Annotated in this window: 10 protein-coding genes and 1 tRNA gene; 8 read left to right on the forward strand and 3 right to left on the reverse strand. The window is 33.7% G+C overall.

Features of this window, described 5'->3' with window-relative positions; genetic code table 11:
- Positions 1–10 precede the first annotated feature (10 nt).
- From araA to NYQ10_RS05260, 4 genes are all read left to right on the forward strand, one after another.
- Positions 11–1,519, forward strand: a complete 1,509-nt coding sequence (araA, locus tag NYQ10_RS05245) for an L-arabinose isomerase (RefSeq protein WP_289879205.1) — start codon at positions 11–13, stop codon at positions 1,517–1,519.
- 108 nt (positions 1,520–1,627) lie between these two features.
- On the forward strand, positions 1,628–2,812 hold the full coding sequence (locus NYQ10_RS05250; protein ID WP_289879206.1) for an aldose epimerase family protein: 1,185 nt from the start codon (positions 1,628–1,630) through the stop codon (positions 2,810–2,812).
- A gap of 188 nt (positions 2,813–3,000) precedes the next feature.
- Positions 3,001–3,462 (forward strand): OsmC family protein, encoded by a 462-nt coding sequence (locus NYQ10_RS05255; protein WP_289879207.1) that lies wholly within the window; start codon positions 3,001–3,003, stop codon positions 3,460–3,462.
- 81 nt (positions 3,463–3,543) lie between these two features.
- Positions 3,544–4,689, forward strand: coding sequence for an acyltransferase family protein (locus NYQ10_RS05260; protein WP_289879208.1), 1,146 nt, complete (start codon positions 3,544–3,546; stop codon positions 4,687–4,689).
- Positions 4,690–4,769: 80 nt separating this feature from the next.
- Here the strand turns inward: NYQ10_RS05260 and NYQ10_RS05265 are convergent.
- Positions 4,770–4,849, reverse strand: a tRNA-Leu gene (locus NYQ10_RS05265).
- 288 nt (positions 4,850–5,137) lie between these two features.
- On the opposite strand from NYQ10_RS05265, the gene NYQ10_RS05270 reads away from it, so the two are divergent.
- From NYQ10_RS05270 to NYQ10_RS05285, 4 genes are all read left to right on the forward strand, one after another.
- Entirely contained in the window at positions 5,138–6,079 is a 942-nt protein-coding gene (locus NYQ10_RS05270; RefSeq protein ID WP_111378835.1) for a ribose-phosphate pyrophosphokinase, read from the forward strand.
- Positions 6,080–6,200: 121 nt separating this feature from the next.
- Entirely contained in the window at positions 6,201–6,812 is a 612-nt protein-coding gene (locus tag NYQ10_RS05275) for a 50S ribosomal protein L25/general stress protein Ctc (protein WP_229353402.1), read from the forward strand.
- 340 nt (positions 6,813–7,152) lie between these two features.
- Complete coding sequence (pth, locus tag NYQ10_RS05280; protein WP_289879209.1) at positions 7,153–7,779, forward strand: aminoacyl-tRNA hydrolase; 627 nt, start codon at positions 7,153–7,155, stop codon at positions 7,777–7,779.
- 140 nt (positions 7,780–7,919) lie between these two features.
- Positions 7,920–8,531: a superoxide dismutase gene (locus NYQ10_RS05285; RefSeq protein WP_095930681.1), complete on the forward strand. Its 612-nt coding sequence runs from the start codon at positions 7,920–7,922 to the stop codon at positions 8,529–8,531.
- Between the two features lie 1,046 nt (positions 8,532–9,577).
- Here the strand turns inward: NYQ10_RS05285 and NYQ10_RS05290 are convergent.
- Complete coding sequence (locus NYQ10_RS05290) at positions 9,578–11,476, reverse strand: amidophosphoribosyltransferase (protein WP_289879210.1); 1,899 nt, start codon at positions 11,474–11,476, stop codon at positions 9,578–9,580.
- Positions 11,477–11,557: 81 nt separating this feature from the next.
- Entirely contained in the window at positions 11,558–12,481 is a 924-nt protein-coding gene (locus NYQ10_RS05295) for a PfkB family carbohydrate kinase (RefSeq protein ID WP_035646428.1), read from the reverse strand.
- Positions 12,482–12,632 lie beyond the last annotated feature (151 nt).

Raw genomic sequence — 12,632 nt, forward strand, 5'->3', positions numbered from 1 at the left:
AAATAAAAAAATGATAGATATATCTCAAAAAGAAGTATGGTTTGTAGTAGGAAGCCAAGAATTATATGGTGAAGAAACGCTTAGAAAAGTAGCAGAACATTCACAGATTATTGCAAAAGGATTAGATGCTTCGTCTTCAATTCCGGTAAAAGTAGTTTATAAAGATGTGGTAAAATCACCTTCGCAGATTCTTGATGTTTGTTTGGCAGCAAACTCTGCTAAAAACTGTATCGGAATTATTGCTTGGATGCATACTTTCTCTCCAGCAAAAATGTGGATTGGCGGATTAAATATCCTTAAAAAACCATTGTGCCACTTGCATACACAATACAATGCTGAAATTCCGTGGGGAAGCATCGACATGGATTTCATGAATTTAAATCAATCGGCACACGGAGATCGTGAATTCGGTTTTATCATGTCTAGATTACGTAAAAAACGTAAAGTTGTAGTTGGACATTGGGAAGACCAAAGAGTTCAAAAACAATTAGGAATCTGGTCAAGAGTGGTTTTAGGATGGGACGAACTTCAAAACCTAAAAGTAGCTCGTATTGGAGACAATATGCGTGAAGTTGCCGTAACAGAAGGTGACAAAGTGGAAGCGCAAATTCGTTTCGGAATGTCTGTAAACGGATATGATTCTTCAGATGTTACAAAGCACATTGAAAAAGTAACAGACAAAGAATTAAACGATTTATTAGCAGTTTACGAACAATCATACAACTTAACTGACTCTTTAAAAGAAGGCGGTGCACAAAGAAGTTCATTAGTTGAAGCAGCAAAAATCGAATTAGGATTAAGAGCTTTCCTTGAAGAAGGAGGTTTCGGAGCTTTCACAGATACATTTGAAAACCTTGGTGTTTGGAAACAATTACCAGGAATCGCAACCCAAAGATTAATGGCCGATGGTTATGGTTTTGGTGGAGAAGGAGACTGGAAAACAGCTGCAATGGTTCGTGCATTAAAAGTAATGTGTGTAGGTTTAGAAGGAGGAACTTCTTTCATGGAAGATTATACGTACCACTTCACGCCACAAAAATCATATGTTTTAGGTTCTCACATGTTAGAAATCTGTCCATCTATTGCTGACGGAAAACCTTCTTGCGAAGTTCATCCGTTAGGAATTGGAGGAAAAGAAGATCCAGCTCGTTTGGTGTTTAATTCGCCTGCAGGAGACGCAATCAATGTTTCTTTGGTTGATATGGGAACACGTTTCCGTTTAATTGTAAACGAAGTTGAAGCAATTAAACCAATGGCAGAATTACCAAAACTTCCAGTTGCACGTGTTCTTTGGGATTGTAAACCAAATTTAGAAGTTGCTGCAACAGCTTGGATTTTGGCTGGTGGAGCGCATCACACAGTTTACAGTCAGTCGATTACAACAGAATATATGGAAGATTTCGCAGACATCGCAGGAATCGAATTATTAGTTATTGACGAAAAAACAACGGTAAGAGAGTTTAAAGATAAAATTAACGCCAACGAAGCATATTTCCATTTGTTTCAGCATGGACTATAAATTAGTCAAAAGTTGAAAGTCATAAAGTCCGAAAGTTTTAGTTACTTTGAAGAAAAGACTTTATGACTTTTGACTTTAAAACTTTACTAACTAAAAAATAAACCATTTATGAATGTATTAAAACGTTGTGTTTTCGGATTAAGCCTTTTGAGTTTGGCTGCAGTTTCAGTTCAATGTAAAGGCGATAAAAAAGCTGACACAGAAAAAGTTGCTACTGATGAAAAAGCTTTAGTAACGATTGAAAAATCTGAATACGGAACCACTGCAAAAGGTGAAAAAGTGGACAGCTATAAACTGAAAAACCAAAATGGGATGGAAGTGGATATCATCACTTTTGGTGGAAGAATTACAGATTTGAAAGTGCCAAATAAAGCGGGTGTTTCAGAAAATGTAGTAATTGGCTTTAATTCTTTGGCACAATACGAAAAAGAAAATCCTTTCTTCGGAGCTTTAATTGGAAGATACGGAAATAGAATTGCAAAAGGAAAATTTTCGCTTGACGAAAAAGAATATCAGTTGGCAATCAACAATGCGCCAAATGCTTTGCACGGCGGACCACAAGGATTTTTTAATGTGGTTTGGAAAGCAGATGAGGTTAAATCTGGTGAAACAGCTTCTTTAAAATTGTCTTATTTAAGTAAAGATATGGAAGAAGGTTATCCTGGAAATCTGAAAGTTTTTGTGACTTATACATTGACAAATGACAATCAATTAGAAGTTTTGTATGAAGCGACAACAGATAAAAAAACGGTTGTTAATTTGACACAGCATTCTTATTTCAATTTATCAGGAGATTTTACAAAAACAATCTTAGATCACGAATTGACTTTAAATGCTGATAAATTAGTTCCAGTTGATGCAACATTAATTCCTACAGGAAAATTAGATGATGTGGCTGGAACTCCTTTTGATTTCAGAACTCCAAAATTAATTGGAAAAGATATCAATGCTAAAAATGAGCAGCTAGAAAGAGGAAAAGGTTACGATCATTGCTGGGTATTGAACAATCCTGAAAAAGGAAAAACAATTATTGCAAAAGTATACCATGCAGCAAGCGGAAGAGTTATGGAAATGACAACAGACGAACCTGGAATTCAGTTCTATTCTGGAAATTTCCTTGACGGAACTTTACCAATGCCAAACGGAGGAACTTTTGCTCACAGAACAGGATTATGTCTAGAAACAGAACATTATCCAGATTCTCCAAACCAGAAAAATTTCCCAACAACGGTTTTAAACCCGGGAGAAAATTATAAAACGAAAACTACATTTAAGTTCTCAGTGAAGAAATAATTTAGAATTTGTTAATTAGTTTAGTTCTTTAAAAAACCTCGAAAGCATTACTTTCGAGGTTTTTTTATTTACGATTTAAATAAAGTAATTTTTTTGAATCTCGCAAAGGCGCAGAGCCGCAAAGTTTTAATTTCTTGGCGACTTTGCGAGATTAATTCTTTTAACGTTTAAAATCTTAACTTAGCAAAATGAAACATTTATTCAAAGCAAATTTAAACTGGAATTCAAAGCAAAAACATGAATTATCTAAGAAATTCTACAGCAAAACCCATCAAATAAAAGTTGAAGGAAAATCCATTTTAGACGTTTCGGCAGCAAAAGCTTTCAAAGGTGATCCTTCTTTGTACAATCCCGAAGATTTATTGTTAAGCAGTTTGGTTTCTTGCCATATGATGTCATATTTATATGTCTGTTCGCAAAATGGAATTGAGGTTCTTGAATATTTAGATAACGCCGAAGCAATTTTAGAAGTAAATCCAGATGGAAGCGGTCGTTTTGTTGAAGTAAAATTATTTCCGAAAGTAAAAATTTCAAACCCAGATCAAATTGAATTGGCTTTAAAATTACATCAGAAAGCAAATCAATTGTGCTTTATAGCTAATTCGTGCAATTTTCCTGTTTTGCATAATGCGAGTTGTGAGGTGTTTTAAAACCTTAATCTCGGTTAAATCAAAAACGCGATAATAGTTGTTTCTTTGCGATGCTTTTACATAAAATAATATATCACTTAAATGAATAATTTAAATCCGCTATTTGCTCTTTTAATGATTCTTATAGCTTGTTTAACGGCTTACTTCATCAACTTAAAATATAAGATAAAATACGAATCTTCACGATATGAATCTGTCGATGGACTTAGAGGATTTTTAGCAATAAGTGTATTTATTTCGCATGCAAGTGTTTGGTATCAATATATTCAGGAAGGAAAATGGATTTCTAAATCTTATTTATATTCGCAATTAGGATCTACAAGTGTTGCATTTTTTTTCATGATTTCAAGTTTTTTATTCATTTCAAAACTTTTAAATTCAAGAGAAAAAGAATTCAGCTGGAAAGCATTTTTTATTTCTAGATTTTTTAGGCTAGCTCCCATGTATTATTTTTCAGTTGCTATAATTGTATTGTTTGCAATGGGTATTACACATTGGGAATTAAAAGCAGGATTATTCGAGTTTTTTCATGAAATGTTTTTATGGGCAACTTTTACGGTTATACGCGGCAGCAGTATTAATGGTTTTGATTTTACTTATTTGATAAATGCTGGAGTAGCTTGGTCACTTCCTTTTGAATGGTTGTTTTATTTTAGTCTCCCTATAATTTCACTTTTAATTTTAAAGAGAAAACCGTCTGTTTTCTATGTCCTAATTGGGGTTTTATTTATCTGGGGATTTTTTTATGTAAATGGAATAAATGTTCAGCATTTGCTTTCGTTTGTTGGAGGGGCTTTAGGGGCGGTTTTGTTAAAATATAAACCGCTAAAAAATGTAGAAAATCCTGTTTTTAGTATTTTAATTTTAATCTGTCTGGTTTTGATTGTTCAGTTTGAAAAATCTACAAACATGCCCTGCAAGATTTTAATCACAATCATATTTATATTCATATCGTCTGGAAACACCTTGTTTGGAATTTTAAAAACCTCCACATTAAAATTATTGGGAGAGATTTCATACAGCACTTATTTACTTCACGGGATTGTTCTTTTCGTAGTTTTTTATTTCGGTTTTGGATTAGAAAATGCTAAAAAATTATCTCCTTCAGAATATTGTCAGGTTGTTTTTTTAATAACACCAATTGTTGTATTGCTAAGTTTTGTAGGATATAAATGTATTGAAAAACCATTTATGGATATTTCAAAAAAGTATTTCAATAAAAATTAATGAAAGTAAGCCAGTTGAAAATTGGCTTTTTAAAAATATAAAGCATAAAAAAACCTCTTCTGTTAAGAAGAGGTTTTAAGTACCCGGAGCCGGAGTCGAACCGGCACGGTTTCCCACAGGTGTTTGAGACCAGCGCGTCTACCAATTCCGCCATCCGGGCTTAGCAGACGAAAAAACAATCAAAAGAGATTATTTTAACGCAATAGAATGAAGTCATAAATGGCGTCATTCCTTTAACACGGTGCAAATGTAAAAAATAAAATTAAACCAACTACTAAAAATACTTAAATTTTTCCTTTCAGTGTCCAATAAATTTTATAAATTTGCACCTCGTTAAAACGAAGCACACACAACTAACTACATTCGAGGCATTTATAAGGTTTTTTTCTTTGTTAGAAATAATAATAATAAAATTAGATAAATGTAGCGGAGCAAAAACAACAATATAATGTCGCACCTAGAACCAGAAGCTAAAATTTTTGCTTGTTCACAAAGTGTTTATCTTGCAGAAAAAATTGCAAAAGACTACGGAATTCCGTTAGGAAAAGTAACGATGTCAACGTATAGCGATGGAGAATTTCAGCCATCTTACGAAGAATCGATTAGAGGTTTACGAGTTTTCATCGTATGTTCAACTTTTCCAAGTGCAGATAATCTGATGGAATTGTTGTTGATGATTGATGCGGCAAAACGTGCATCAGCAAGACACATTACAGCTGTTATGCCTTATTTTGGTTGGGCAAGACAAGATAGAAAAGACAAACCAAGAGTTCCGATTGGAGCTAAGTTAGTAGCAAATCTACTAACAGCTGCAGGAGCAACAAGAATCATGACAATGGATTTGCATGCAGATCAAATTCAAGGATTCTTCGAAAAACCAGTAGATCACTTATTTGCATCTACAATCTTTTTACCATACGTAGAAAGTTTAAATTTAGAAAATCTGACAATTGCATCTCCAGATATGGGAGGTTCAAAAAGAGCATATGCTTACTCTAAGTTTTTAGAATCAGATGTAGTAATCTGTTACAAACAAAGAAAAGCAGCCAACGTTATCGATACTATGGAGCTAATTGGTGAAGTAAAAGGTCGTAACGTAATCTTAGTAGACGACATGATCGATACGGGAGGAACTTTAGCGAAAGCTGCCGACCTAATGATCGAAAAAGGAGCGCTAAGTGTAAGAGCAATTTGTACGCACGCTATTTTATCTGGCGGAGCATACGAAAAAATTGAAAACTCAAAATTGACAGAATTAATCGTAACAGATTCAATTCCGTTAAAGAAAGAGTCAAAAAAGATAAAAGTGGTAAGCTGTGCGCCTCTATTTGCTGAGGTTATGCAGATGGTTCACCACAACAATTCCATCAGTGGAAAATTCATTATGTAAAAGCAGTAAGCTGTAGGCATTAGGCCGTAAGCTTATTTACTTTGCATAAAAAGCCTAAAGCATATTGCTTAAAGCTTAAACAAAATAGAATATTTATATTAATAACTATATTTTTTTTACAATGAAATCGATTACAATTAAAGGATCAGAAAGAGAAAGCGTGGGCAAAGTGTCAACTAAAGCCTTACGTAATGCTGGAGCGGTTCCTTGCGTGTTATACGGAGGAAATCAAGCAGTGCACTTCTCAGCAGACGCTGCAGCGTTCAAAAACTTGGTTTACACTCCAAATGCACACACAGTTGTGATTGAGCTTGGAAAAGGAAAATCATTCAATGCAATTTTGCAAGATATCCAAGTTCACCCAGTATCAGACAAAATTTTACACATTGACTTCTTCCAATTATTTGATGATAAAGAAATCACTATGGAAGTTCCTGTGAAAATCGTTGGTACATCTAAAGGTGTTCTTGCGGGAGGTGTTTTACGTTTGAACCAACGTAAATTAAAAGTTAAAGCTTTACCAGCAAATCTTCCTGATTTCGTTGAAGCTGACATCACTCCACTTGAAATGGGTAACAAATTATACGTTACTAAAGTTGGTGCTCCAGAATACAAAATTATGCACCCAGACAACACAGTTGTTGCTCAAGTAAGAATTTCTCGTGCTGCTATGAAAGCTGCTCAAGAAGCTGCAAAAGCTGCAAAAGCTCCTGCAAAAGGAAAGAAAAAATAATTTTTTTCAAAACTATACAAAAAGCCTCAATCTTACGATTGGGGCTTTTTTTTTAGATTCTAAGTTTCTAAGATGCTGAGATGCTAAGATTTTTAATCGGTGTCAGGCTGAGCGAAGTCGAAGCCCACACAAAGTGTTGAATCTACATTGTCGAGCTTCATGTGTTCCTTCGACTTCGCTCAGGATGACAATAAGAAATGATAATAAATCTGCGAGAAACATTTTCTCAGCGACCTTTGCGGTTAAATCGCGACCAACAAGCAATTATCTAATTGTCACATTCACAAATTATCTAATTAACAAATTGTCACATTCTCTAATTAATCTTACTTTTGCAAACATGATAAAATGGATAACAAAACTGTTTTCATCAACACAAAAAGAAGAGAACATAGATAATATGAAGAAATATTTAATAGTCGGGTTGGGGAATATAGGAGCCGAATACGTAAACACAAGACATAACATCGGGTTTAAAGTATTGGATTTTTTAGCAAGAAAAGAAAATCTTTCTTTCGAAACCGTAAAACTAGGATCTCTGGCTGAATATAAGTTTAAAGGAAGAACCTTCTTTTTGCTTAAGCCAAATACTTATATGAATCTAAGTGGGAAAGCTGTAAAATATTGGATGGATAAAGAAAACATTCCATTAGAAAATATTTTGGTCATTACAGATGATTTAAACTTGTCATTTGGAACAATCAGAATCAAACCAAAAGGAAGCGATGGCGGTCATAACGGACTAAAAAACATCAATTTGGTTTTGAATACGCAAAATTATACGCGCTATAGATTTGGTATCAGCGATCAATTCAAAAAAGGGCAGCAAGTAGATTATGTTTTAGGCGAATGGAATGCAGAAGAAGATGCAAAACTAACAGAACGCCTAGAAACTTCTGCAGAAATAATTAAAACTTTTGGAACTGCCGGTTTAGAAAATACAATGACAACTTTTAACGGAAAATAAAGATTTACAGCTATTTATATAATGAAAAAGTAAATTATCAGTTAATTTAATTGAATTATAACGAAATAGTATTTTCAATTCCAAAGTTAAATGTCTAAATTTGGGATAAATTATTATAAACCATAAAAATTAGAAATATCATGGCTTTTGAATTACCACAATTACCTTATGCATACGATGCATTAGAACCACATATTGATGCACGTACAATGGAAATCCATCATACAAAGCACCACAATGCATATACTACAAATCTAAATGCAGCAATCGCTGGAACAGATTTAGAAGGAAAAACAATCGAAAATATCTTAATTAACTTAGATAAATCTAACGCAGCAGTTCGTAATAATGGTGGAGGTTTCTACAACCACAATTTATTCTGGACTGTAATGTCTCCAAACGGAGGAGGATTGCCAACAGGAGATTTATTGGCAGCAATCGAAGCTTCTTTCGGATCATTTGAAGAATTTAAAGCAAAATTTGCTAAAGCTGGAGCAACTCAATTTGGTTCTGGATGGGCTTGGTTAACAGTTCAAAAAGGAGGAAAATTAGAAGTTGTTGGTACTCCAAATCAAGATAATCCATTAATGCCAGAAGTTGCTGGTAACGGTGGAACTCCAATCTTAGGAATGGATGTTTGGGAGCACGCTTATTATTTAAACTACCAAAACAGAAGACCAGATTATATTGAAGCTTTCTTTAGTGTAATTAACTGGACAGAAGTTGCAAGAAGATTTGCTTTAGACAAATAAGAGAAAAGAGAAAAGAGCAAAGAAAAAAGACGGATAACGTATTGTTATCCGTCTTTTTTTTTGTGATTTATATTTTTCTCTTTGTTCTATAATCTTTATTCTTTCCTCTAAAAAATAAAAATAAAAAAGGTGGAATCTCTTCCACCTTTTTTGCCCCAAATCTACCATAAACTTAACCTACTAATGTTATGGTTTAGTAAAGGTAGTAATGGATTTTTGGGAGAAAAAACTTTTCAGATGAAATGTACTAATATCCGATAAATGGATTGTTATTTATTGTCTTGTCCTTTTAAAGGAAAAATGAGAATAAAATAGCCTTTAGAATACGGAATGAAGAATGGGTAAAAAAGAGAATTGGGAATTACAATATAAATATTGTTGTTTTAAAACTTATAAGGAATAAAATAAAAAAGGCGGAATCTCTTCCGCCTTTTTTGCCCCAAATCTACCATAAACTTAACCTACTAATGTTATGGTTTAGTAAAGGTAGTGATGGATTTTTGGGAGAAAAAACTTTTCAGATGAAGTGTATTAATATCCGATAAATGGATTGTAATTCATTGTCTTGTCCTTTTAAAGGAAAAATGGGAATAAAATAGCCTCTAGAAGTGGAATAAAGAATTGTAATAAATAGATTGGAAACTAAAATACAAAGATTGTTATTTTTAAAACTTACAGGGAATAAAAATAAAAAAGGCGGAATCTCTTCCGCCTTTTTTGCCCCAAATCTACCATAAACTTAACCTACTAATGTTATGGTTTAGTAAAAGTAATGAAGGATATTTCGAATTGAAAAAAATTTAGATGAAAGGTAACTATATCCGATTAAATGATATATAAGCTATTGCTTTAGAAATAGTTGAGTTTATTCCAATAAAAAAGGTGGAATTTCTTCCACCCTTTTTGCCCCAAATCTACCATAAACTTAACCTACTAATGTTATGGTATTTCAAAAGTATCATTGCTTTTCAATTTTACCAAACAAACAGGATGAACGGCAAAAAAAACCGATGAAATGCACAAATTAACCTTTTATTAATACTTTTTTAATAAGCTCTAGCGTCTTTTCCTTCGTAGAAATTCATAAAAGCACGATTTACGACACGATTTCCACCTGGAGTAGGGTAGTCTCCAGTAAAATACCAATCACCTAAATTTTTAGGGCATGCGATGTGAAGATCTTCTACCGTTTGGAAGATGATTTTTACTTCAGCATTGATTTCTGGTGAGCTTAACATTTCTGCTATTTTATCTGATATTTCCTCATTTGTAAATTGATCGTAAATTTCTGTTACATAATTTACAACATCAGTATCTGAGAAATTTTCTTGTGCTTTACATTTTGCATAAACTTCATCTACAATATGGTAAAGGTTTCTTTCTTTTAATAAAGCAAGTGCTGCTCTAAAAGCAACTAAACCTTCTAGTTTTGCCATATCAATTCCGTAACAATCTGGGTAACGAATTTGTGGTGCAGATGAAACAATTACAATACGTTTTGGTTTTAAACGATCCATCATTTTAATGATGCTCATTTTCAGAGTAGTTCCACGAACAATACTATCGTCAATAATAACCAAATTGTCTTCTGGTTTAATTACGCCATATGTAACATCGTAAACGTGAGCAACTAAATCGTCACGGCTGCTGTCTTCTGTAATAAAGGTTCTAAGTTTAGCATCTTTAATAGCCACTTTTTCTGTACGTATTTTTACAGCTAAAAGTTCTTGAAGTGTTTCAGCCGTTAAAGTATTTCTATTTTCTAGAATATAATTGTTTTTTCTCTGATTTAAGAAATCCTGAGCAGCTTCTACTAAACCATAAAATGAAGTTTCGGCTGTATTCGGAATATAAGAGAAAACAGTGTTGTCTGTATCGCTGTCGATTGCTTTAAGAACTGCTGGTAAAATTAATTTACCTAAATCTTTACGTTCTTGATAGATTTCAGCGTCGCTTCCTCTTGAGAAATAAATTCTTTCAAAAGAACAAGCTTTTTTAACTGTTGGCTCCAAGATTTGTTTCATAGAAACATTTCCATTTTTTTTGATAATCAAAGCATTTCCTGGATCGATTTCCTGAACGCTTTCAAAAGGAACATTAAATACAGTTTGAATAACAGGTCTTTCTGAAGCTACAACAACCACTTCATCATCTTGATAAAAGTAAGCTGGACGTATTCCTGCGGGATCTCTAAATACAAAAGCATCTCCATGACCTAATAAACCAGCCATTGCGTAACCGCCATCTAGGTTTTTAGCTGAACGAGCTAAGATTTTTGCAATATCCAAACGCTCGGCAATTACTGGCGAAGCTTCTCTTTTAGAATAACCTTCAGCTTTACAGTCTTGGTACAATTGCATAACTTCTTTATCTAAGAAGTGACCAATTTTTTCCATTACTGTAACAGTATCTGCCATTTCTTTTGGGTGCTGTCCTAATTCCACTAGATTTTCGAAAAGTTCTTTAACATTCGTCATGTTGAAGTTTCCAGCCAAAATCAAATTACGGTGCATCCAGTTACTTTGACGTAAGAAAGGGTGAACACTTTCGATGCTATTTTTTCCAAAAGTTCCGTAACGAACGTGTCCTAAAAACAATTCGCCAACATAAGGAATTTGTGATTTTATTTTATCGACATCTTCACCAATTTCTGGATTAGCTTTTAACTCTTCGCTGATTCTCTCATTGATTTGTTTAAAAACATCTTGTATTGGCTGCGAATGATTCGAACGTACTCTGCTGATGTAGCGTTGTCCAGGTTCAACATCCAGTTTAATGCTTGCAAAACCAGCACCGTCTTGTCCGCGGTTGTGCTGTTTTTCCATCATTAAATACATTTTCTGAATTCCGTAAAACGCAGTTCCGTATTTTTCTTTATAATATTCAAGCGGTTTTAGTAGTCTAACTAAGGCTATCCCACATTCGTGTTTTAAAGCGTCGCTCATTGTTTTTGTTTTTTGTGTGTTGTGTAAGTTGTGTGTATTAACGTAATAAAAAAAGCCCCGTGTTATCGAGGCTTTTGCGCATTATATTTCTATGTCAAACTGAGTTAACGACTTAAATTGCTGTAATCGAATCGCTACTTCGGCTTTGCTTAATGTTTCCATCCTTTCTGTTCCAAATTTTTCTACGCAGAACGAAGCTAAATTAGAACCATAAATAATTGCATTCTTCATGTTTCCAAAAGAAATGTTTTCGCTTTGCGCAATAAATCCAGAGAAACCACCTGCGAAAGTGTCTCCTGCTCCTGTTGGATCAAAAACTTCTTCTAATGGTAAAGCTGGTGCAAAGAATACTTCTCTATTGTGGAATAAAAGTGCGCCGTGTTCTCCTTTTTTAATCACCACATATTTTGGTCCCATATCTTGGATTTTAGCAGCGGCTTTTACTAATGAATATTCTCCAGAAAGTTGTCTTGCTTCTTCGTCATTGATTGTAATAACATCTACACGTTTAATAACGTCTAATAATTCTGGAAGAGCACAATCCATCCAAAAGTTCATTGTATCTAAAACAACTAATTTTGGTTTTTTCTCCATTTGGTCTAAAACACTGCTTTGTACTAATGGGTGTAAGTTTCCTAACATTACAACATCAGCATCTTTGTAGTTTTGAGGAACTTTTGGCTGAAAATCAGCCAAAACATTCAATTCAGTAACTAAAGTGTCTCTAGAATTCAAATCGTTGTGGTACAAACCGCTCCAGAAAAAAGTCTTTCCTCCTTTTACAATTTCGATACCAGAGATATCGATATTTTTTGAAGTCAATAAATCTAAATGTTCTTGAGGAAAATCGTCTCCAACTACAGAAACAATAGCCGATTGTAAGTTAAAAAATGACGCTGATAATCCGATGTAGGTTGCAGCACCACCTAAAATTTTATCTGTTTTTCCGAAAGGAGTTTCAATCGCGTCGAAAGCAACTGTTCCAACAATCAATAGTTTATTCATTTTATGAATTTCGAATTAGGGTGCAAAGATACTTCATAAGTTACAATCTTGCAACGGTTTATGGTCTCAAAATTTTCTTAAAAAAAAGAGAACGATTTCGAAGTAAAACTATTGTAAATGAATTGGTTAAAATTGATTTTTTAGAAAGATT

This window comes from Flavobacterium johnsoniae, assembly GCF_030388325.1.
In the GTDB taxonomy this organism is placed as follows: Bacteria; Bacteroidota; Bacteroidia; order Flavobacteriales; family Flavobacteriaceae; genus Flavobacterium; species Flavobacterium johnsoniae_C.